At 56.6% G+C, this 20,906-nt stretch carries 20 protein-coding genes; 7 read left to right on the top strand and 13 right to left on the bottom strand.

The window, feature by feature from the left end; translation table 11 throughout:
* The first annotated feature begins 38 nt into the window (after positions 1 to 38).
* Positions 39 to 713, top strand: a complete 675-nt coding sequence (yiiM, locus tag KO1_RS23115; protein ID WP_004107502.1) for a 6-hydroxyaminopurine reductase — start codon at positions 39 to 41, stop codon at positions 711 to 713.
* 92 nt (positions 714 to 805) lie between these two features.
* On the opposite strand, the gene cpxA is transcribed toward yiiM, so the two are convergent.
* Together cpxA and cpxR are read right to left on the bottom strand one after the other, a co-directional pair.
* Positions 806 to 2,179, bottom strand: a complete 1,374-nt coding sequence (gene cpxA, locus KO1_RS23110; protein WP_004107505.1) for an envelope stress sensor histidine kinase CpxA — start codon at positions 2,177 to 2,179, stop codon at positions 806 to 808.
* Positions 2,176 to 2,874 carry an envelope stress response regulator transcription factor CpxR gene (gene cpxR, locus KO1_RS23105; protein ID WP_004107514.1) on the bottom strand — a complete coding sequence of 233 codons (699 nt, stop codon included), beginning with the start codon at positions 2,872 to 2,874 and terminating at the stop codon, positions 2,176 to 2,178. The genes cpxA and cpxR overlap by 4 nt, the downstream gene beginning before the upstream one ends.
* 149 nt (positions 2,875 to 3,023) lie before the next feature.
* Between cpxR and cpxP the strand changes: the two genes are divergently transcribed.
* From cpxP to pfkA, 3 genes are all read left to right on the top strand, one after another.
* Positions 3,024 to 3,527 (top strand): cell-envelope stress modulator CpxP, encoded by a 504-nt coding sequence (gene cpxP / locus KO1_RS23100; RefSeq protein WP_004107516.1) that lies wholly within the window; start codon positions 3,024 to 3,026, stop codon positions 3,525 to 3,527.
* A gap of 149 nt (positions 3,528 to 3,676) precedes the next feature.
* Positions 3,677 to 4,573 (top strand): CDF family cation-efflux transporter FieF, encoded by an 897-nt coding sequence (gene fieF, locus KO1_RS23095; RefSeq protein WP_004107519.1) that lies wholly within the window; start codon positions 3,677 to 3,679, stop codon positions 4,571 to 4,573.
* 202 nt (positions 4,574 to 4,775) lie between these two features.
* On the top strand, positions 4,776 to 5,738 hold the full coding sequence (gene pfkA, locus KO1_RS23090; protein WP_004107521.1) for a 6-phosphofructokinase: 963 nt from the start codon (positions 4,776 to 4,778) through the stop codon (positions 5,736 to 5,738).
* 60 nt (positions 5,739 to 5,798) lie between these two features.
* On the opposite strand, the gene rraA is transcribed toward pfkA, so the two are convergent.
* The 7 genes from rraA to priA form a co-directional block, all read right to left on the bottom strand.
* Complete coding sequence (gene rraA, locus KO1_RS23085) at positions 5,799 to 6,284, bottom strand: ribonuclease E activity regulator RraA (RefSeq protein WP_004107523.1); 486 nt, start codon at positions 6,282 to 6,284, stop codon at positions 5,799 to 5,801.
* 92 nt (positions 6,285 to 6,376) lie between these two features.
* Entirely contained in the window at positions 6,377 to 7,303 is a 927-nt protein-coding gene (gene menA, locus KO1_RS23080) for a 1,4-dihydroxy-2-naphthoate polyprenyltransferase (RefSeq protein WP_004107525.1), read from the bottom strand.
* A 204-nt stretch (positions 7,304 to 7,507) separates the two neighbouring features.
* Complete coding sequence (gene hslU, locus KO1_RS23075; protein WP_004107529.1) at positions 7,508 to 8,842, bottom strand: ATP-dependent protease ATPase subunit HslU; 1,335 nt, start codon at positions 8,840 to 8,842, stop codon at positions 7,508 to 7,510.
* A gap of 9 nt (positions 8,843 to 8,851) precedes the next feature.
* On the bottom strand, positions 8,852 to 9,382 hold the full coding sequence (gene hslV / locus KO1_RS23070) for an ATP-dependent protease subunit HslV (RefSeq protein ID WP_004107530.1): 531 nt from the start codon (positions 9,380 to 9,382) through the stop codon (positions 8,852 to 8,854).
* A gap of 91 nt (positions 9,383 to 9,473) precedes the next feature.
* The gene (gene ftsN / locus KO1_RS23065) at positions 9,474 to 10,439 is read right to left on the bottom strand and encodes a cell division protein FtsN (protein WP_073971821.1); all 966 of its coding nucleotides are present in this window, start codon (positions 10,437 to 10,439) and stop codon (positions 9,474 to 9,476) included.
* A 91-nt stretch (positions 10,440 to 10,530) separates the two neighbouring features.
* On the bottom strand, positions 10,531 to 11,559 hold the full coding sequence (gene cytR / locus KO1_RS23060; RefSeq protein WP_004107539.1) for a DNA-binding transcriptional regulator CytR: 1,029 nt from the start codon (positions 11,557 to 11,559) through the stop codon (positions 10,531 to 10,533).
* 150 nt (positions 11,560 to 11,709) lie between these two features.
* A complete protein-coding gene (gene priA, locus KO1_RS23055; protein ID WP_004116876.1) occupies positions 11,710 to 13,905 on the bottom strand; it encodes a primosomal protein N' in 2,196 nt (731 codons plus the stop codon).
* Positions 13,906 to 14,135: 230 nt separating this feature from the next.
* On the opposite strand from priA, the gene rpmE reads away from it, so the two are divergent.
* A complete protein-coding gene (rpmE, locus tag KO1_RS23050; RefSeq protein ID WP_004107543.1) occupies positions 14,136 to 14,351 on the top strand; it encodes a 50S ribosomal protein L31 in 216 nt (71 codons plus the stop codon).
* Between the two features lie 43 nt (positions 14,352 to 14,394).
* Here rpmE and KO1_RS23045 read toward each other — a convergent pair whose 3' ends face one another.
* From KO1_RS23045 to metJ, 3 genes are all read right to left on the bottom strand, one after another.
* The gene (locus KO1_RS23045) at positions 14,395 to 15,060 is read right to left on the bottom strand and encodes a TIGR02117 family protein (protein WP_049593737.1); all 666 of its coding nucleotides are present in this window, start codon (positions 15,058 to 15,060) and stop codon (positions 14,395 to 14,397) included.
* Between the two features lie 6 nt (positions 15,061 to 15,066).
* A complete protein-coding gene (locus KO1_RS23040) occupies positions 15,067 to 15,456 on the bottom strand; it encodes a YiiX/YebB-like N1pC/P60 family cysteine hydrolase (RefSeq protein WP_004107546.1) in 390 nt (129 codons plus the stop codon).
* A gap of 64 nt (positions 15,457 to 15,520) precedes the next feature.
* Positions 15,521 to 15,838, bottom strand: coding sequence for a met regulon transcriptional regulator MetJ (gene metJ, locus KO1_RS23035; protein ID WP_004107547.1), 318 nt, complete (start codon positions 15,836 to 15,838; stop codon positions 15,521 to 15,523).
* 265 nt (positions 15,839 to 16,103) lie between these two features.
* Here metJ and metB point away from each other — a divergent pair, with 265 nt between their 5' ends.
* The gene (metB, locus tag KO1_RS23030; RefSeq protein WP_004107548.1) at positions 16,104 to 17,264 is read left to right on the top strand and encodes a cystathionine gamma-synthase; all 1,161 of its coding nucleotides are present in this window, start codon (positions 16,104 to 16,106) and stop codon (positions 17,262 to 17,264) included.
* Positions 17,265 to 17,266: 2 nt separating this feature from the next.
* Complete coding sequence (locus tag KO1_RS23025; RefSeq protein ID WP_004107549.1) at positions 17,267 to 19,699, top strand: bifunctional aspartate kinase/homoserine dehydrogenase II; 2,433 nt, start codon at positions 17,267 to 17,269, stop codon at positions 19,697 to 19,699.
* Here KO1_RS23025 and KO1_RS23020 read toward each other — a convergent pair.
* The gene (locus tag KO1_RS23020; protein ID WP_064407121.1) at positions 19,674 to 20,810 is read right to left on the bottom strand and encodes a hypothetical protein; all 1,137 of its coding nucleotides are present in this window, start codon (positions 20,808 to 20,810) and stop codon (positions 19,674 to 19,676) included. The genes KO1_RS23025 and KO1_RS23020 overlap by 26 nt on opposite strands.
* Positions 20,811 to 20,906 lie beyond the last annotated feature (96 nt).

Raw genomic sequence — 20,906 nt, 5'->3', positions numbered from 1 at the left:
TGACTCGCTTTTTTTATATCCGCAGCAAAGGAGCAGCGATGCACTATCCGGTGAATGTCTTTGTGGGCAAGGTAAGGGATTACGACGGCAGCCGTCCAAGCGCCATCGGTAAAATTCAGATCGACGGTGAACTGACCCTCGGCGATTTGGGGCTGGAGGGCGATGAGCAGGCGGAGAAGAAAATTCACGGCGGGCCGGACCGCGCGCTGTGCCACTATCCCCGTGAACACTATGCCCACTGGGCCCGTGAACTTCCGCAGCAGGCGGATCTTTTCTGCGCCCCGGCGTTTGGCGAAAATCTCTCGACCGAAGGGCTGACGGAAAAAAATGTCTATATTGGCGATATCTTCCGCTGGGGAGAGGCGCTGATTCAGGTGACGCAGCCGCGATCGCCGTGCTTCAAGCTTAACTACCATTTTGCCGTCAGCGACATGGCGCAGCTTATGCAGAATAGCGGCAAAACCGGCTGGCTGTATCGGGTAGTGGCGGGCGGACGAGTGTCCGGCGATGCGCCGCTGGCGCTGGTTTCCCGCCTCAGCGACGTTAGCGTTCACGAGGCGGGAGCTATTGCCTGGCAAATGCCGTTCGATGACGAACAGTATCACCGCCTGCTATCAGCGGCGGGGCTGTCGGTAAGCTGGAGCCGTACCATGCAGAAACGGCGCCTGAGCGGGAAGATCGAAAATAATTCGCGGAGATTGTGGGGGAAATAGCGCTTCCGTGCGCGTTCCCGGATGGCGGCGCGTTGCGCCTTATCCGGGCTACCCGTTTCGAACCCGGCCTGGCGAAGCGCAGGCCGGGGGAGTCAGGTACGCTTGTACAGCGGCAGCCACAGGGTTAAGCGCAAGCCGCCCAGCGGGCTGTCGTCGGCTTTCACCCAACCGCGATGCTGCTGGATTGCCGCTTCGACAATCGCCAGCCCCAGCCCGGTACCGCCAGACTCGCGATCGCGCGCCTCATCGGTACGGTAGAACGGACGGAAAATCTGCTCGCGATCCTCCGGACTTACGCCCGGGCCGTCATCATCGACGTTAACCGTGATGCCATCTTTATCCACCGAGAAGCTTACCGAAATTTTGGTATGCGAGTAGCGCAGCGCGTTACGCACGATATTCTCCAGCGCGCTTTCCAGCGCATTGGGGTTACCGTACAGCGGCCAGGGCCCCGGCGGATACTCGACGGTGAACGATTTCCCCATCTGTTCGGCTTCAAAGGCGGCGTTATCCAGCACCTCGCCCCACAGCTGGTTGGCTTTCACCGTCTCGCTGACCAGCGCGGTTTTCGCCTGATTGCGCGACATCACCAGCAGGTCGTTGATCATGCTATCCAGCCGGTGCGCTTCCATCTCAATCCGCTCCAGCTCTTTGCTTTCCCCGCTGCGGCGGCGCAGCAATGCGGTGCCTAACTGCAGGCGGGTCAGCGGCGTGCGCAGTTCGTGCGAGATATCGGACAGCAGACGATGCTGGCTGGACATCATGCGCTCCAGCGCGGTCACCATCTGGTTAAAACTGGTCCCGGCGGCTAAAAACTCCTGCGGACCGGCTTCCAGCTCCGGATGCTGACGCAGGTTGCCCTGGGCGACTTCATCGGCGGCATTTTTGAGCTTACGCGCGGGTTTCGCCAGGCTCCACGCCAGCCATAGCAGCAGCGGGGCGCTGACTAACATCGTGACGATGAGCAGCAACAAAGGCCGGTCGAACAGCAGATTGATGAAGTCTGATTGTGAGGTATTAGCAGGGCGAATCAGATAGAGCTGGTAGTTATCTTCTCCATCCCTGACGGAAAAAGGCCCGACCATTTCCAGACGACCATAGCGTTTTTTCTGCGGATGGTCGGCGTTATCCGCCTGGCCGATAAAGTTGCGGATAATCTGCATTTCGTTGCGTTCCGCGCCGATGACGCGACCCTCGCTGGTGACCAGCAGCAAACGCTGGCCCGGCGGAGCCCACTTATCGATAGCGCGAAACAGACGACGCCACCACATCAGGTCGTTCGGCGGATCGTTCGCCAGTTCGGCCTCGACGTGCTGTTCAATCATGATGCCCTGACGTTGCTCGCTCTCCAGCAGCTCGGTCATCTGGCGCGAGTCCAGCTTGGGCAGCATCAGAACCAGCATCAACACCAGCGCCAGCGTGAGCCAGAAAATAGCGAAGATGCGTGCGGTTAAACTTCCAATCATGAAGCCGATACCATCAGATAGCCGCGTCCGCGCAGCGTTTTAAACCACGGATGGCCGTCCTTGCGCTCCGGCAGCTTACGCCGCAGGTTGGAGATGTGCATATCGATTGCGCGGTCGAATGGCGTCAGGCGTTTACCTAATACTTCCTGGCTAAGATGTTCACGCGATACCACCTGGCCAAGATGCTGCGCCAGAAGATAGAGCAGGGTGAACTCGGTGCCGGTCAGTTCCAGGGTCACGCCATCGAAGCTGGCTTCCTGGCGACCGGGGTTAAGGCTTAGCGCATCCACTTCCAGCGTCGGTGAACCGGCTTCGGTTGTCTGCTGCTGCTCGCTCCAGTGCGATCGGCGCAGAATAGCGCGTATACGCGCTACCAGCTCACGATCGTTGAACGGCTTAGGCAGATAATCGTCCGCGCCCAGCTCGAGGCCGAGAACGCGATCCAGCTCGCTCCCGCGGGCCGTTAGCATGATAACCGGGGTCTGGTGCGTCTGACGCAACTCTTTGAGTGTATCGATACCGTTTTTCTTCGGCATCATCACATCAAGCAAAAGTAAATCGATGCTGTCGTCCAGAAGGGCCAGCGCCTGTTCCCCGTCATGGGCTACGAGCACATTAAAACCTTCCATATCGAGCAGCTCTTTTAACAGGGAGGTGAGCTCCCGGTCATCATCTACTAACAGGATTTTATTCATTGTTTAAATACCTCCGAGGCAGAAATTACGTCATCAAGGCTCGCTAATCCATGACTTTACGTTGTTTTACACCCCCTGACGCATGTTTGCAGCCTGCATCGTAAACTCTCTATCGTTGAATCGCGACACAAACGTTTTGGGAGTATGTGATGCGCAATGTTATCGCTGCCGTCATGGCCTCAACGCTGGCGCTAAGTGCATATAGCCAAGCCGCTGAAGTCGTCACCAGCGTTAACTGGCTCCCCGGAGACGAAGGGGTCCAGCGCAGCAGCCAGAGCCATATGTTTGACGGCATAAGTTTAACTGAACACCAACGGCAACAGTTACGAGATCTTATGCAGCGGGCACGCCACGAAAGGCCACCCGTTAATGTTAGCGAAATGGAGACAATGCATCGCCTTGTCACCGCAGAAAATTTTGATGAAAACGCTGTACGCGCTCAGGCAGATAAGATGGCGCAGGAACAGGTTGCCCGCCAGGTTGAAATGGCAAAAGTTCGCAACCAGATGTACCACCTGTTAACGCCAGAGCAGCAAGCGGTTTTAAACGCTAAGCACCAGCAACGAATGAACCAGTTGCGTGAGGTTGCAAGGATGCAAAAAGGCTCAGCGATGATGCTTTCGAGTAGTAGCAATACCCTGCAACCCCAGTAACAACCCTGTTTTCCTTGCCATAGACACCATCCCTGTCTTCCCCCACATGATGTGGGGGTTTTTTTTGCCTGTTATTCAGCCTCTTCCCGGCTCCCCGTCTCGGTAAATTATCGGGTTATACTAAGCGCATCGCGAAGTAAGGAGCGTTTATGAATCAATCCTATGGGCAGCTGGTGAGTCGCGCGGCGATTGCGGCGACGGTGATGGCCTCTGCGTTACTTTTAATTAAGATTTTTGCGTGGTGGTATACCGGCTCAGTGAGTATTCTGGCGGCGCTGGTTGATTCGCTGGTGGATATCGCCGCCTCGTTAACCAACCTGCTGGTGGTGCGTTATTCGCTACAACCCGCCGATGAAGAACATACCTTTGGTCACGGCAAGGCGGAATCGCTGGCCGCGCTGGCGCAAAGCATGTTTATTTCCGGATCGGCACTGTTTCTGTTCTTGACGGGTATCCAGCATCTCGTGCGGCCTGAGCCGATGAACGCGGCGGGTGTCGGGATGGTAGTGACGCTGGTTGCGCTGATAAGCACGCTGGTGCTGGTGACCTTTCAGCGCTGGGTAGTGAGAAAAACGCAAAGTCAGGCGGTGCGGGCGGATATGCTTCATTATCAGTCTGATGTTATGATGAACGGCGCAATCCTGGTGGCGCTGGCCCTCTCATGGTACGGCTGGCATCGTGCTGATGCGCTGTTTGCATTAGGTATAGGCGTCTATATTTTATATAGCGCGCTGCGCATGGGTTATGACGCCGTTCAGTCGTTATTAGACCGCGCGTTACCTGATGAGGAACGCCAGGAAATTATCAATATCGTGACCGCATGGCCAGGCGTCAGCGGGGCGCACGATCTACGTACGCGGCAGTCAGGGCCGACTCGCTTTATTCAGATTCATTTGGAAATGGAAGATAATCTCCCGCTGGTTCAGGCACATGTGATTGCCGATCAGGTGGAGCAGGCGCTGTTGCTCCGATTCCCGGGTTCCGATGTGATTATCCACCAGGACCCCTGTTCGGTGGTGCCGTTAGCGCAGCAGGGTGTTTTATGATCTTTAAGTTGTTATCTGTAAACTCGATGTAAAAATGTGGGGCGGATCGGCATTATTTGTATAAATTACCGCCATTTGGTCTGACCTGAATCAATTCAGCCAGAAGCGTTTGATATACTATTGCAATTATCGTTGTGCACTCCTGGTGAGGGGCGCTTCAGGCAACAGGATTATTTTTTGCTTCCTAAGTTCAGAGGTAGTCATGATTAAGAAAATCGGTGTGTTGACAAGTGGCGGTGATGCCCCGGGCATGAACGCAGCAATTCGCGGCGTTGTGCGCGCGGCATTAACGGAAGGTCTGGAAGTTTTTGGAATCTATGACGGTTACCTCGGCCTGTATGAAGATCGCATGGTTCAGCTCGACCGCTACAGCGTTTCCGATATGATCAACCGCGGCGGCACCTTCCTGGGTTCGGCGCGTTTTCCAGAATTCCGCGAAGAACATATTCGCGCCGTCGCGATTGAAAATATGAGAAAGCGCGGCCTCGATGCGCTGGTAGTCATCGGCGGTGACGGTTCTTATATGGGCGCCGTACGCCTGACTGAGATGGGCTTCCCTTGCATCGGTCTGCCGGGCACCATCGACAACGATATTAAAGGCACCGACTACACCATCGGTTTCTTTACCGCTCTGAGCACCGTGGTTGAGGCTATTGACCGCCTGCGTGATACTTCTTCCTCTCACCAGCGTATTTCCGTTGTTGAAGTGATGGGCCGTTACTGCGGCGACCTGACCCTGGCGGCAGCCATCTCCGGCGGCTGCGAATTCATCATGGTTCCTGAGGTTGAGTACACTCGCGACGATCTGGTTGCTGAAATCAAGGCGGGTATCGCGAAAGGCAAAAAACACGCGATTGTGGCGATCACCGAGCATATGTGCGACGTCGACGAGCTGGCTCACTATATTGAGAAAGAGACCGGCCGTGAAACTCGCGCAACCGTACTGGGCCACATTCAGCGCGGCGGCTCCCCGGTTCCTTATGACCGTATTCTGGCATCCCGCATGGGCGCGTACGCGATTGACCTGCTGCTGCAGGGATTCGGCGGCCGTTGCGTCGGTATTCAGAACGAGAAGCTGGTTCACCACGACATCATCGACGCTATCGAAAACATGAAGCGTCCGTTTAAAAGCGACTGGCTGGATTGCGCTAAGAAGCTGTACTAAGCTCAGACGCCAACAAAAAGGCCTTCTCAGAGAGAAGGCCTTTTTTATGGGCGGGACACGCTACTCAATATCCAGAGCATCCTCCGAAAGGATGATCCCGGTGTTATCGGCGTAGAGATGGTCGCCGGAAAAGAAGGTGACGCCGCCGAAGTTGACGCGAACGTCGCTTTCGCCGATGCCTTCCCCTGCGGCGCCAACGGGAATGGCGGCCAGCGCCTGGATACCGATATCCAGATCTTCCAGATCGTCAACCTGACGCACTGCGCCATAGACGACCAGCCCCTCCCACTCGTTTTGTACGGCCAGACGCGCCAGGTCAGCGTCAATCAATGCGCGCCGAACGGAACCACCACCGTCAACTAACAGGACATGGCCACGACCGTTCTGTTCGAGCATATCGTAGAGCAACCCGTTATCCTCGAAACATTTTACCGTGATGATTTGTCCACCAAACGACGAGCGCCCCCCAAAGTTGGAGAACAGAGGTTCCACGACGTTGACATCTTCCTGGTAGATGTCACAAAGCTCGGAAGTATCGTATTTCATAGGCTTAACGTTCAGTTGCTGCGAGAATTTTCAGTATATCTCGTGAATCGTGCTGTTGGCAAAATCATCAATTGTTAATTGATATTTGTCAGTTAAGCCGCGAGTCGGCTGCAAATAATCCCGATAACAAACAGCAGGTTGGTTAACAGGGCGCCTTTTACGGTTCTTTCCAGCATTGGGCGCATGGCGACCGGATCGCGCTCGCGCATGACATAACGCGCCTGCTTAACCAGCAGCGGGGTGGCCAGCAGGAACAGCCAGCCCCACGGATTATGCAGTGAGATCAGATTAAACAGCGCCAGGCATAGCAGCGCGCCAAGCAGCAGGCAGGCATGATAGCGACGAGCGTTAACCGGCCCGAGGCGTACCGCAAGGGTGTTTTTACCGTTTTCACGATCGCTGTCGATATCACGCAGATTGTTAATATTCAGCACCGCCGTCGCCAGCAAACCGCAGGCCGTGGCGGGTAAGAAAATGACCGCTTCCACGCTGTGCGCCTGAAGATACCAGCTTCCCACGACGCTCAGCCAGCCGAAGAAAATCAGCACTGAAATATCGCCAAGGCCGATGTAGCCGTAAGGACGGGTGCCGACGGTATAGGTAATTGCAGCAACGATTGAGAGTCCGCCAAGCACCATAAAACCGATAAAATCGGCCATGGTTTGCCAGGCCAGGAATAGCAGCGCCAGGCCAGAAAGGCAAATCAGCGCTACGGTGAGTATCAACGCGCGTTTCATCTGCGCCTGGGTAATTGCCCCTTTCTGCATGCCGCGAAGGGGGCCGATACGGTCGGGCTTATCGCTGCCTTTTACCGCGTCGCCATAATCATTGGCCAGATTGGAGAGGATTTGCAGTAAACCGGCGGTAATGATTGCCAGCAGGGCAACCCAGGGATCGAAACTTCCCTGATGCCAGGCCAGAGCGGAGCCGACAATAATGGCGGCAAAGGCCAGAGGCAACGTTTTGGGGCGCAGGCTTTCCAGCCAGGCCTGAGTGCGAGTGATAGCGTGTTCGGTCATAAGTCCCGGCCAATAAAAAATGGGGCTCTACCCTTCATACGTCAAGCTGCAGGTGCGTTGGCTACGCTCATTCAACCCAGCCATGTACTCAGGTACACTGCCGGGAAAAATGAGGGCACTCAGCCAAAGGCCGCCTTGCGACAACTCGAATTATTTAGGGTATCTATAGCCCCATCTATAGTGATGAAAATATATTGAACCGGATTATAAGATAAAACGACTCAGATCTTCATCTGCCACCAGAACATCCAGATGCTTACCGACATATTCCGCATCAATGGTGACGGTTTGGCCATTCATTTCGCTGGCATCGTAGGAGATATCTTCGATCAGACGCTCCAGGACGGTATGCAGGCGACGCGCGCCGATGTTCTCGGTGGTTTCGTTGACCTGCCAGGCAGCCTGCGCGATACGCTTGATGCCGTCATCCGTGAATTCAATATTGACGCCTTCGGTGGCCATCAGCGCTTTATACTGTACGGTGATGGACGCGTTCGGCTCGGTCAGAATACGTTCGAAGTCGTGGGTGGTCAGCGCTTTCAGCTCAACGCGAATCGGCAGACGACCCTGTAGTTCAGGAATCAGGTCGGATGGGCTGGCTACCTGGAACGCGCCGGAGGCGATAAACAGGATGTGATCGGTTTTCACCATGCCGTGCTTGGTGGAAACGGTGCAGCCTTCAACCAGCGGCAGCAGATCGCGCTGTACGCCTTCACGAGAGACATCAGGACCGGACGAGTTGCCGCCGCGCTTACAGATTTTGTCGATCTCATCGATAAACACGATACCGTGCTGTTCAACGGCGTCGATGGCATCCTGCTTCAGCTCTTCCGGATTGACCAGCTTAGCCGCTTCTTCTTCAATCAGCAGCTTCATCGCGTCTTTGATTTTCAGCTTACGCGGCTTTTGCTTCTGTCCGCCCAGGTTCTGGAACATCGACTGCAGCTGGCTGGTCATCTCTTCCATGCCCGGAGGGGACATGATTTCTACGCCCATCGGCGCGGCGGCGAGGTCGATCTCAATCTCTTTGTCGTCGAGCTGCCCTTCGCGCAGTTTTTTACGGAAAGACTGGCGCGCGGCGGAGGGTTCCTGAGGCTGTTCAGCCTGGCCCCAGTTGTTTTTCGCTGGTGGAATCAGCACGTCGAGGATGCGCTCTTCCGCCAGCTCTTCGGCACGGTAGCGGTTTTTATCGATGGACTGCATGCGTACCATTTTGATCGCCGCATCGGTCAGATCGCGGATAATCGAGTCCACTTCCTTACCAACATAGCCCACTTCGGTGAATTTAGTGGCTTCCACCTTGATGAACGGCGCGTTGGCGAGCTTTGCCAGACGACGGGCGATTTCTGTTTTACCGACGCCGGTCGGACCGATCATCAGAATGTTTTTTGGCGTGACTTCGTGACGCAGCTCTTCGTTGAGCTGCATACGACGCCAGCGGTTACGCAGAGCGATGGCGACGGAGCGCTTGGCTGCGTCCTGGCCGATAATGTGTTTGTCCAGTTCGCTGACAATTTCGCGTGGGGTCATTTCAGACATGGGAGATCCTTACGCTTTAGACGGTAATTCTTCGATGGTATGGAAGTGGTTGGTATAAATGCAGATATCACCTGCAATATTCAACGCTTTCTCTGCGATATCGCGTGCGCCCATATCGGTATTTTCCAGCAGGGCGCGAGCCGCGGCCTGGGCGTAAGGACCGCCGGAGCCGATAGCAATCAAATCATTTTCTGGCTGCACCACGTCACCGTTACCGGTGATGATGAGGGATGCGTTTTCGTCAGCCACGGCCAGCAAGGCTTCCAGCTTGCGCAGCATGCGGTCGGTACGCCAGTCTTTCGCCAGCTCAACGGCGGCTTTCACCAGATGGCCCTGATGCATTTCCAGCTTACGTTCAAACAGTTCGAACAGCGTGAAGGCGTCAGCGGTGCCGCCCGCAAAGCCGGCGATCACTTTGTCGTTGTACAGGCGGCGCACTTTTTTCACGTTGCCTTTCATTACGGTGTTGCCCAGCGTAGCCTGGCCATCACCGGCAATAACGACATGGCCATTACGGCGAACACTTACAATTGTAGTCACGAGCAGACCCCTTGGTTGCAAAAGCGGAATAGGGGCCCCGCGGTTTACGCGGGGCAGAATGCAATTATAGATGGGGGGGTTTTTAAGGGTTTCAACCCCTGGCGGCGAGACGAATGCAGTTTGCGTGTCCGGCCATCTTCAGCCGTTCAATCATATTGCTGGCGTTTTCTTTGCCCTTCAGCGGCCCAATCACTACGCGGTTCCAGCCGTTATTGGTGGTGATATGCGAGGCGAAGCCTTCAAACGCCAGCTGCGCGCGAACGGTCTCCGCCTGCTCTGCGCCTTTAAAGGACCCGCACTGGATCATCCAGCTGCGATCGTCTTTTTTCTCCGCGGTAGCGGTTTTAGGCGCTTCTTCAACGCGGGTTACCGGCGCGGCGGCCTGCGTTTTTGGCTGGGCGGTGCTGGTATGCGCCGGCGTTTGCAGCAGATCCTGATACGGCTGCTGATTCGATGCCGTTTGCTTCGGCTGCTGTACCGGTTTGGCCTGCTCGACGGCCCGAGGCTGCGTACGCGGTTGCTGTACCTGCGTCTGGGCCTGCGCTAACTGCTGTTGCTGCACCTGCTGTTGCGCTAAACGCTGACGCTGTAGGGTTTGCTGGCGCTGCGCCGGGGTTTGTTCATTCCACGGCACCTCGGTCAGCTGCGTAGGCTGCTGACGCATATCGGCCTGCATTTGCGCTAACAGCTGGCGCTGCTCGTCCGTCAGCTGCTCCGGTTTCATGACTTCACCGCCTGCCGTGGGTTCCGTAGGCGCGCGGACGCCGGGCTGGCGACTCTCCAGCTCTTTAATATAGCGCCAGCGTTCTTCGGGTTTCGGCGGCAAGCCATTGCCCGCCGCCTGGCGATTCTGCAGCGCTTCAGCTTCTTCTTTCTTGTGGTGCGTGATGAAGTACAGTCCACCGATAAAGGCCACCAGCACCGCCGCGGCGATCGCCACCATAGCAGGTGAAACCGCCGAAAGGCCGCCTTGCTTGTTCCTTGAGCTTCGGGAGTTGCTCTTTTTGCGCCGCGAAGAAGCCGGTTGGCTGCGGCGTACATAATCTCGTTGTGCCACTATCGTTTCGCTGTCTTATTCGTTTTTCAGCCCGCCATGTTACTTAAGCGGCGGGCCTTTGACCAGAAGAGCAGGCCCGAAAGCCTGAAGATTATGTTCGGATTTTGCGCGTACTGCCGCGAACGATAAGCTCGCAGTCGAGCAATCGTGACCCGCTGCTGACGCTGTGGCCGTGCAGTTGATCCAGTAAAAGTAGCATCGCTTCGCGGCCAATATCAAAACGTGGTTGCGAGACCGTCGTCAATGGCGGATCGCAAAATTCAGACAAAGAGATGTTATCAAAACCAATAATAGACAGATCTTCAGGAACTTTCAGGCCGCGACGCTTCGCCAGCGATAATGCGCCCAGCGCCATGATATCGCTATGGCAGAAAATCGCCGTCGGTGGTTCCGGGAGCGTCAGCAACTGCTCCAGGGCGTTGGCGCCGGCTTCATAGGTAAAATTACCGCGGGCGATATAGTGCGGATCGACGGTTATTCCGCTCCGGCGTAGCGCCTGGACATAGCCCTGCAGGCGGTAATGGCATAACGGCATCTCTTCCGGACCGGCGATACAGCCAATGCGGCGATGCCCCAGTTCGTGCAGATAGTTAACGGCGTTGAACGCGGCGGTGAGGTTGTCGATATGCACCGTCGGCAGTTCCAGCTCGGGAGCGAATTCATTGGCCATGACCATCGGCGGCAGGTTGCGCTGTTCTTCTACGCCCGCATCGAAGGGCAGACGAGAGCCCAGCAGCAGCATGCCGTCGATCTGCTTGGTAATAATCAGGTCAATAAAGGTCTTTTCCTGACGATTCTGATGGGCGCAATCGCCAATCAGTACCAGATACTCTTGCTCCGCCGCGGTGACTTCAATGCCGCGAATAATCTCGCTAAAGAAGGGATCGCAGATATCCGGCACTATCACCAGAATGGTGCGCGACTCGTTGCGTTTCATGTTGCGCCCGAGCGATTGCGGTAAATAGCCGACTTCAAGCGCGGCCTGTTCAACCCGGTTGCGCGTGCTCTGCGAAACCTTATCCGGGTTCATTAACGCTCGGGATACGGTTGCCGTAGAGACGTTTGCCTTCTGGGCGACGTCTTTCATGGTGGCGGCAACGATCTGTTTTTTGGGCTTCACCTGTTTTCTCCTCGCTGGCTTGCGCAGACACATCCCTGGCGTTCTGACATCAGCCACATTTTTAACAGATAGTACATCCAGAGAGTTACAGAATTTTCATGAAAAACGTGATGGTGGTTGAATTTTTCGATCCGCCTCGCAACAGAAGCCTTAACCTTCAATAGGATCGACATCCAGAACCCATTTCACTTTTCGCGCTTCCGGCAGCGTGTTGATCAACGCCAGCGTCCCGCTGACGATATGCTGTAGCTGACTACGCGACGGATGCTGCAGGAGTATTTGCCAGCGCCAGCGGCCTCCGCGCTTTGGCGCCAGCGCCGGAACCGGACCTAGCACCCAGAGCTTGCTATCCGCCAGCGGGCTGGCCTGCAGTAAATTCCGCAACTGCTGTAAAAAGAGCGGCGCCTGCTGATTGTTATGGTCTTCGGCGCGAATCAGCACGTGGCTGGTCCACGGCGGCAGCTGCATGCTTTGCCGCTCCGCCAGCGCCTGCTCAGCAAACGCGTCGTATCCTTTATAGAGGAGCGTTTGCAGCAGCGGATGCTCAGGATGATGGGTCTGCAGGATCACCTCGCCCTGTTTGCCGGCACGGCCTGCGCGGCCCGATACCTGGGTATAAAGCTGAGCGAAGCGCTCCGCCGAGCGGAAATCGGCGGAGAACAGCGCACCGTCAACGTCCAGCAGGGAAACCAGGGTGACATCCGGGAAGTGGTGACCCTTAGCCAGCATCTGTGTGCCGATAAGAATGCGCGCGCCACCGCGATTAACATCGGCAAGATATTGCTCAAGCGCGCCTTTGCGGCTGGTGGTATCTCTGTCGATACGGGAAATCGGGATATCGGGGAACAGCGGTCCCAGCGCCTGTTCAAGCTGCTCAGTGCCCAAACCTACCGGCACCAGATGCGTAGAGCCGCAGGAGGGGCACTGGCGCGGGATCGGACGCTGGCTGTCGCAGTGGTGGCAGCGCAGATGATGCTGAGCCTGATGCAGCGTGTAGTAGCTGTCGCAGCGCGGGCACTCTGCTATCCAGCCGCAGTCGTGGCACAACAGCGCCGGCGCGAATCCGCGGCGGTTCAAAAACAGAATGACCTGGTTATCGGCCTGCAGATGCTGGCGCATGCGGCTAATCAGCGCCGGGGACAGCCCGGCCTGCAGCTGCTGGCCTTTTAAATCCAGGACATGCTGTTGAGCCGGCCGCGCATTTCCCGCGCGCCTGGTCAGCTTGAGCTGGCGATACTTGCCCTGGCGGACGTTATGAAGCGTTTCCAGCGCCGGGGTTGCCGTGCCCAGGATGATCGGGATTTGCTCGCTGTGGGCGCGCCAGACCGCCAGATCGCGCGCATGGTAGCGCCAGCCCTCCTGCTGTTTGTAAGAGCTGTCGTGCTCTTCATCGATCACGATTACCCCGAGGTCTTTAAAAGGGGTAAATAGCGACGAGCGGGTTCCGATCACAATCGCCGCTTCGCCGTTTTTGGCTTTTAGCCACGCGGAGAGGCGCTCGCTGTCGTTCAGCCCGGAGTGCAGGACTTCTACCGGGGCGTTAAAACGGTGGCGGAAACGGGCGATTGTTTGCGGCGTCAGGCCGATTTCCGGCACCATTACCAGCGCCTGGCGCCCCTGCGACAGCACGTTTTCAAGGACGCTCAGATAAACTTCCGTTTTGCCGGAGCCGGTGATCCCGGCCAGCAGCCAGGCGGAAAAACGGTCCGAGGCGCTATGAATCGCGCCAACGGCGGTGGCCTGTTCGGTATTAAGCCGCAGGCGCTCTCCGGGCACCGAGAAGCCTGTTCGCCAGTCGGTGATAGCGGGCGCTTCGCTGGCGAGTTCGGCAAGGCCTTTACCCCGCAGCGCCTGCAGCGCGGCATCGTTAAATTCCAGTTCGGCAACCTGATGGCGCCAGATTTTTCCCTGACGCAGCGCCGCCAGCGCCTGCTGCTGTTTGCGCGAGCGCTTAAGGCTGTTGATATCAACCGCTTGCCCCTGCTCGGTGGCAAACCAGTACCACATTGGCGCCGCGCTGGCGGGCTTCCCCTGGCGCAGCATGATCGGTAGCGCGTGAAACAGAACATCGCCGATGGGATGGTGGTAATAGTCCGCCGCCCACAGCAGCAGCCGCCAGACCGAAGAGGAGAAGACCGGCTCGGCATCAAGAACTTCGGCCACCGGCTTGAGTTCGTCAAGCGGCAGCTCGCTACGTTCGCTGACTGCCGTCACGATACCTATCCGCTCCTGCTTGCCGAACGGAACGCGCACGCGACAGCCCGCTTTGACCGGCATACCTTCAGGCAGCAAATAGTCAAAAGTGCGGGGCAGCGGAACGGGCAGGGCAACATGAGCGACGGGCATTTAATCTTCCTGACTTGAAATCTGGCGGGTTAGTATACACATTGTGATAAGGGCTCGCGGATCAGTTTGCATATGCTGGTCAAATTCTGTATGATTCGCCGCCTTTGATGTGCTTCGTGTAGCATCAAAATCTATTACCCGGTAGTGTAATCGCTCCGGGAATTATTAACATCGCGTGGTGTCTGGCGTTAGGGCTGGAAGAGCGACGCGGCCTTAACTGAGGTTCTCCCATGAAAAAAGATATTCATCCGAAATACGAAGAAGTTACTGCTTCCTGCTCTTGCGGTAACGTCATGAAAATCCGTTCTACCGTAGGTCACGACCTGAACCTCGACGTGTGCGGTAAATGCCACCCGTTCTACACTGGCAAACAGCGTGATGTTGCTACCGGTGGTCGTGTTGACCGCTTCAACAAGCGTTTCAGCGTACCGGGTACCAGCAAGTAATTTGCTGAAGAAGCCGCCTCAGGGCGGCTTTTTTGTCTCTGCTTTACAGAGGATAGCAGTATCGATTCAGGCAGCCTTTATTCTCTTCTACCGCCTTCATCACGCTTCCCGCCGTCAGTTTTAACGAAGTGTTCATGGTCATTCCCGCGCTTTCCAGTCCCTTTGCCGTCCATTTATTACAGGTATTAAATATCCCGTAGCGGCCGTTTGCTGCGTAAAACTGGCTGTCGCCGTAGATCCCTTTTTTCAACGGTATCAGCTCCCCTCGTTCATTACGGGCAAAGCTGCGACCGATGTAGCGCAGCAGGCTGCTATTCTGGCCCGGGGTAAGGATTAATGCCGTCATTGCGCTTGCGGAAAAATAGCTTTCGGGCGCTCCTGAAAAGGCGACTACGTGCATTACCGCGCCGGATGACCAGAACATAGCCTGCAGCGTAAGTCGGGTGGTTATCTCCTGCGATTGATAAAAACCTTTATCGCCCCAGCCGATTTCATACCACTGTTCCCGCTGAGGAAAGCGTACGTTAAGCTGCGGCAGAATTTTGTTCACGTCATTGGCGGCCAGGATAATCCCGGTGTGCCAGCCGTGATTGACGAGATAGATTTCTGGCCCGGACGACGGTTTTTCTGGCGTCGGTTTGATGGCCTGAGGATAGGTGGCGCAGCCGTAAAGCAGGAAGACTATCCAGGCAACAAGCAGATTTTTCACGATCAATTACCTCGGGAACAGAGGCCAGTTTTTTTCAACGGTTTCCAGCTGCGGCGCGTCAAATAGCGCCTGCGGCGAGATGACGGTTTCGTCCATCGGGATCGCCTGACCGTAACGCTCTCTGAGTCTGGTACGAACGAGCGGGGATCTGAGGTCGAACTCGCTCAGCTTTTGCAGCGGCGTGTAAACCACGGGCCCGATGGCTTCAAAGACGTAAGGTTTTTTATTACGGATCACCACCATACCGGTGTGGCTGTAAGCGGAATGGGTCGCCAGCTGAATGGCTTTGCTTTGCGATGAGCGGGAGATTTGAAAAACGATATCGCCGGTTTGCGGCACCCAGGCGTGCGCCGGAAAGGCCGACGCCAGGCTCAGCGCCAGTACGCAGTATTTCATGGCATAACATCCTTGTTATCCAACTAAAAAGAGCGGCTGGTTTGCCCCGCCGCCCTGAGTGATTTTAGTATTCCCACGTATCCGGGTCGATGCCCAGTTCGCGCATAATCTCTTTTGCCGCTTCCGGGATTTCATCGCTGCGCTCTTTACGCAGGTCTTCATCGTTAGGCAACGGTTGACCGGTAAAGGCATGCAGGAACGCTTCGCACAGCAGTTCGCTGTTAGTCGCGTGACGCAGGTTGTTCACCTGACGACGCGTGCGTTCATCGGTGAGGATTTTTAACACCTTCAGAGGAATGGAAACCGTAATTTTTTTTACTTGTTCACTCTTCTTACCGTGCTCAGCGTATGGGCTGATATATTCGCCGCTCCATTCAGCCATGAGTTACCTTTAATCCTCTATTCATTAGTTAAGGGCCTGAACGTGAGTCCCGGCCATAATTGCGCGTAGTTTACCGTAGAGGGGCGCGTCTGACACCAAACAAGCCGCCACGGATGTGCGCTAATGCATATAATTTTAACGGCTATTTCCGGTTTGCTCAATCTATACGCAAAGAAGTTTAGATGTCCAGATGTATTGACGTCTATTATAACAATGATTACTCTGACACCTGACTTTTCACCGACTCAGCCAGGAACTCCCCAACATGACGCGTAAACAGGCCACCATCGCAGTGCGTAGCGGTTTAAATGACGACGAGCAGTACGGTTGCGTTGTCCCGCCCATTCATCTCTCCAGCACCTATAACTTCACCGGATTTAACGAACCGCGCGCCCACGACTACTCTCGTCGTGGTAATCCGACACGTGATGTTGTGCAGCGCGCGCTGGCGGAGCTGGAGGGCGGCGCAGGGGCGGTCCTGACGAATACCGGGATGTCGGCAATTCTGCTGGTGACTACCGTCTTCCTGAAACCGGGCGATCTGCTGGTGGCGCCTCACGACTGCTACGGCGGCAGCTACCGTCTGTTTGATAGCCTGGCGAAGCGTGGCTGCTATCGCGTGCTGTTTGTCGATCAGAATGACGAACAGGCGCTGCGCGCCGCACTGGCGGAGAAACCGAAGCTGGTTCTGGTCGAAAGCCCAAGTAATCCATTGCTGAGAGTTGTGGATATTGCGAAAATCTGCGGTCTGGCGCGTGAGGCTGGAGCGGTCAGCGTGGTTGATAACACCTTCCTGAGCCCGGCTTTGCAGAATCCGCTGGCGCTGGGCGCCGATCTGGTGTTGCATTCATGCACCAAATATTTGAACGGTCATTCTGATGTGGTGGCCGGGGTGGTTATCGCCAAAGATCCGGCGACCGTCACCGAACTGGCATGGTGGGCGAATAATATCGGCGTCACCGGCGGGGCGTTTGATAGCTATCTGCTGCTGCGCGGTTTACGTACGCTTTCTCCGCGTATGGAAGTGGCGCAGCGCAACGCGCTGGCGATTGTCGACTACCTGAAAACCCAGCCGCTGGTGAAAAAACTGTACCATCCGTCCCTGCCGGAAAACCAGGGGCATGAGATTGCGGCGCGTCAGCAAAAAGGCTTTGGGGCGATGTTAAGCTTCGAGCTGGATGGCGATGAGCAGACGCTGCGTCGTTTCCTGAGCGGGTTATCGCTATTTACGCTGGCGGAATCGCTGGGCGGCGTGGAAAGCCTGATTTCTCACGCCGCGACGATGACCCATGCGGGCATGGCGCCTGAAGCGCGTGCGGCCGCCGGGATCTCAGAAACGCTTCTGCGTATTTCGACCGGTATTGAAGATGGTGAAGATTTAATTGCCGACCTGGAAAATGGCTTCCGGGCAGCAAACGAGGAATAAACATGAGTGTGATTGCGCAGGCAGGGGCGAAGGGTCGTCAGCTGCACAAATTTGGTGGGAGTAGTTTAGCGGATGCGAAATGTTACCTGCGCGTCGCGGGTATCATGACGGAGTATTCGCAGGCGGGCGATATGATGGTCGTCTCCGCCGCCGGCAGTACCACCAACCAGTTGATCAGCTGGCTGAAGCTCAGCCAGACCGATCGCCTCTCTGCGCATCAGGTGCAACAATCGCTTCGTCGTTATCAGATGGAGCTGATTTCCGGATTGCTTGCTCCGGACGCTGCCGACGCGCTAATCGCCACGTTTATTCTGGATCTTGAACGCCTTGCCGGGCTGCTTGATGGCGGCGTAACGGACGCGGTCTATGCCGAAGTCGTCGGCCACGGCGAAATCTGGTCGGCCCGCCTGATGGCGGCGGTGTTGAATCACCTGGGCGTAGAAGCCGCCTGGCTGGATGCGCGTAGCTTCTTACGCGCCGAGCGCTCCCCACAGCCGCAGGTGGATGAAGGTTTATCCTACCCGCTTTTGCAGCAGCTGATAGCGCAGCATCCGAATAAACGCCTGGTTGTAACCGGCTTTATCTCGCGTAACAACGCCGGGGAAACCGTACTGCTCGGGCGTAACGGTTCCGACTATTCCGCCACCCAGATCGGCGCGCTGGCCGGGGCGTCCCGCGTCACTATCTGGAGCGACGTGGCCGGGGTCTACAGCGCGGATCCGCGCAAAGTGAAAGATGCCTGCCTGTTACCGCTGCTGCGTCTTGATGAAGCCAGCGAACTGGCCCGTCTGGCGGCTCCGGTACTGCACGCCCGTACGCTGCAGCCGGTTTCCGGCAGCGATATCGATTTACAATTACGCTGTAGCTACACCCCGGATCAGGGCTCTACGCGCATCGAACGCGTACTGGCTTCCGGTACCGGCGCGCGAATCGTTACCAGCCATGATGATGTCTGCCTGATTGAGTTCCAGGTGCCCGGCGGCCAGGATTTCAAACTGGCGCATAAAGAGCTGGACGCGATTTTAAAACGCGCTCAGCTGCGTCCGCTGGCGGTTGGCGTACATGCCGACCGTAAGCTGCTGCAGTTCTGCTACACCTCAGAAGTTGCCGACAGCGCCCTGAAGCTGCTCGACGAAGCGGGGTTGCCGGGCGAGCTGCGCCTGCGTCAGAAGCTGGCGCTGGTGGCGATGGTCGGCGCTGGCGTGACCCGTAACCCGCTGCACTGCCACCGCTTCTGGCAGCAGCTAAAAGGCCAGCCGGTAGAGTTCACCTGGCAATCAGAAGAGGGGATTAGCCTGGTCGCGGTGCTGCGCGCCGGGCCGACAGAAAGCCTTATCCAGGGCCTGCATCAGTCGCTGTTCCGCGCGGAAAAACGCATTGGTCTGATACTGTTTGGTAAAGGCAACATTGGTTCCCGCTGGCTGGAGCTGTTTGCTCGCGAGCAGACCACGCTTTCCGCCCGCACCGGGTTTGAATTCATCCTTGCCGGCGTCGTGGATAGCCGCCGCAGTCTGCTCAATTATGAAGGGCTAGACGCCAGTCGCGCGCTGGCTTTCTTTAATGATGAGGCCGTTGAGCAGGATGAAGAGTCGCTGTTCCTGTGGATGCGCGCGCATCCGTATGATGATTTAGTGGTGCTGGATGTAACCGCCAGCGAGCAGCTGGCCGATCAGTACCTCGATTTTGCCAGCCATGGCTTCCACGTTATCAGCGCGAATAAGCTGGCTGGCGCCAGTAGCAGCAGTAAATATCGCCAGATCCACGATGCGTTCGAGAAAACCGGGCGCCACTGGCTGTACAACGCCACCGTCGGCGCCGGTCTGCCGGTCAACCATACGGTGCGCGATTTGATTGATAGCGGCGATACCATTTTGGCGCTGAGCGGTATTTTCTCCGGCACTCTCTCGTGGCTGTTCCTGCAGTTTGACGGCACCGTACCGTTTACTGATCTGGTCGATCAGGCCTGGCAGCAGGGGCTGACGGAACCGGACCCGCGCGTCGATCTTTCCGGGAAAGACGTCATGCGTAAGCTGGTGATCCTGGCACGAGAAGCGGGCTACGACATCGAGCCGGATCAGGTGCGCGTAGAATCGCTGGTGCCCGCCCACTGTGAAGAAGGTTCGGTGGATCACTTCTTCGAGAACGGTGAAGCGCTGAACGACCAGATGCTGCAGCGTCTGGAAGCGGCGCGCGAGATGGGGTTGGTGCTGCGCTACGTGGCGCGTTTTGACGCCAACGGTAAAGCTCGCGTCGGCGTGGAAGCGGTGCGCGAAGAGCACCCGCTGGCGGCGCTGCTGCCGTGTGATAACGTTTTTGCCATTGAGAGCCGCTGGTATCGCGATAACCCGCTGGTGATCCGCGGTCCGGGCGCCGGTCGCGATGTGACCGCCGGGGCGATTCAGTCGGATATCAATCGCCTGGCGCAGCTGCTGTAAGCGTCGCGTTATACTCTTGAGCCAATGAGACCAGTATTTGCGTCACCCGCCCTGCTGAAAACAGGGCGCTTTGCGTGAACTCGGGTCTCTTTTCCAGCCAGGTTGTGAAGCGTCGGCTGGCCGTGAGGTCAGGGGGCGAGGCGTTCTCGTCCGGCGTTCCGGAAAGCTGGCAGACCATTTTTCGGTTCTCTCCCTGCGTCCAGAGCTGCCACGGATTTTGCCACCAGCCATGATGCGTTTTGCCCTGCAGCCGCCACGGTGCCGAACTGGCGGGGTTGTTTATCTCTTCCTCCACATACCACAGCTCTCCTTTCTGCTGGCGAAACAGAGGCGCCCAGGCAACGATCGCCGCGCCGCGTAAAAAACATTCATGAGCAATGATGTGCGTTTTTATCGCTGGAAAACGATGGCTGAGCAGCTTGAAATGACCGTGTGCGGCGATGACCGGGCGCAGAATGGCGCCGCGGGAATGACGCTTTGGCGCGGCGCTGCCGTACTGTATCTCATCGAATTGACTGCGCTGTAAAAAGCCCGCTTCGGTCTGAGAGATTCGCTGAACGATATCGCCCGCAATGCCCTGAGGCGCTTCTCTTCCCCGCCAGCGATAGCGTAGTGATGCGCCAACCGGAAAAGGCGTGAAGTTCGACGAAAGATGGAGAACGTTGCCGCGTACGGCGTCGAAGCTGAGTAAGAGATAGAGTTTCTGCCCGGCCTCATGACCCTGAAACGGCACAATCAACGGTACGCTGCAGATATGCTGCGGGTACTCCATTACCGGGCTATGGTGATGTTTTGGCGTCCAGACTTTTTCACAGCGGCGGCACTGAAGCCGCTGGGTTCCCTTCGGGTTGTAGCCATAGCGAATTATATCTCGCCGATAACAGGCCGGGCAAAAATAGCCAGAGCGCCGGGCGTTATCCGTCAGATAGGCGGCCAGCCAGGGTCGGAACTCATCATCATTAAACAGCGGTGGATAGCTGCCGCAGGCTGCGCAGTACAGCGCGGGATAACCCAGCCGATAGTCCGGAAAACGGTAGTCGGCCGCAGAGGATAAACCCAGGTTACGGCAACCGTAGGTTTTACAGGCGTTAATGGTAAAAAGAGTCTCCACAAGCGGGCCAGCACCAACGATTTTTGCAGGTCGTTAATTTTGCCCTGCTCAGGTTGCATACAAATGTGAATGCTCTCACATAAAAAAGTCTTTCAG

The sequence above is a fragment of the Klebsiella oxytoca NBRC 105695 genome (assembly GCF_001598695.1).
GTDB classification, from domain to species: Bacteria; Pseudomonadota; Gammaproteobacteria; order Enterobacterales; family Enterobacteriaceae; genus Klebsiella; species Klebsiella oxytoca.
Note: the sequence above shows the minus strand (reverse complement) of the source record. Positions and strands in the feature narration are given on the sequence as shown.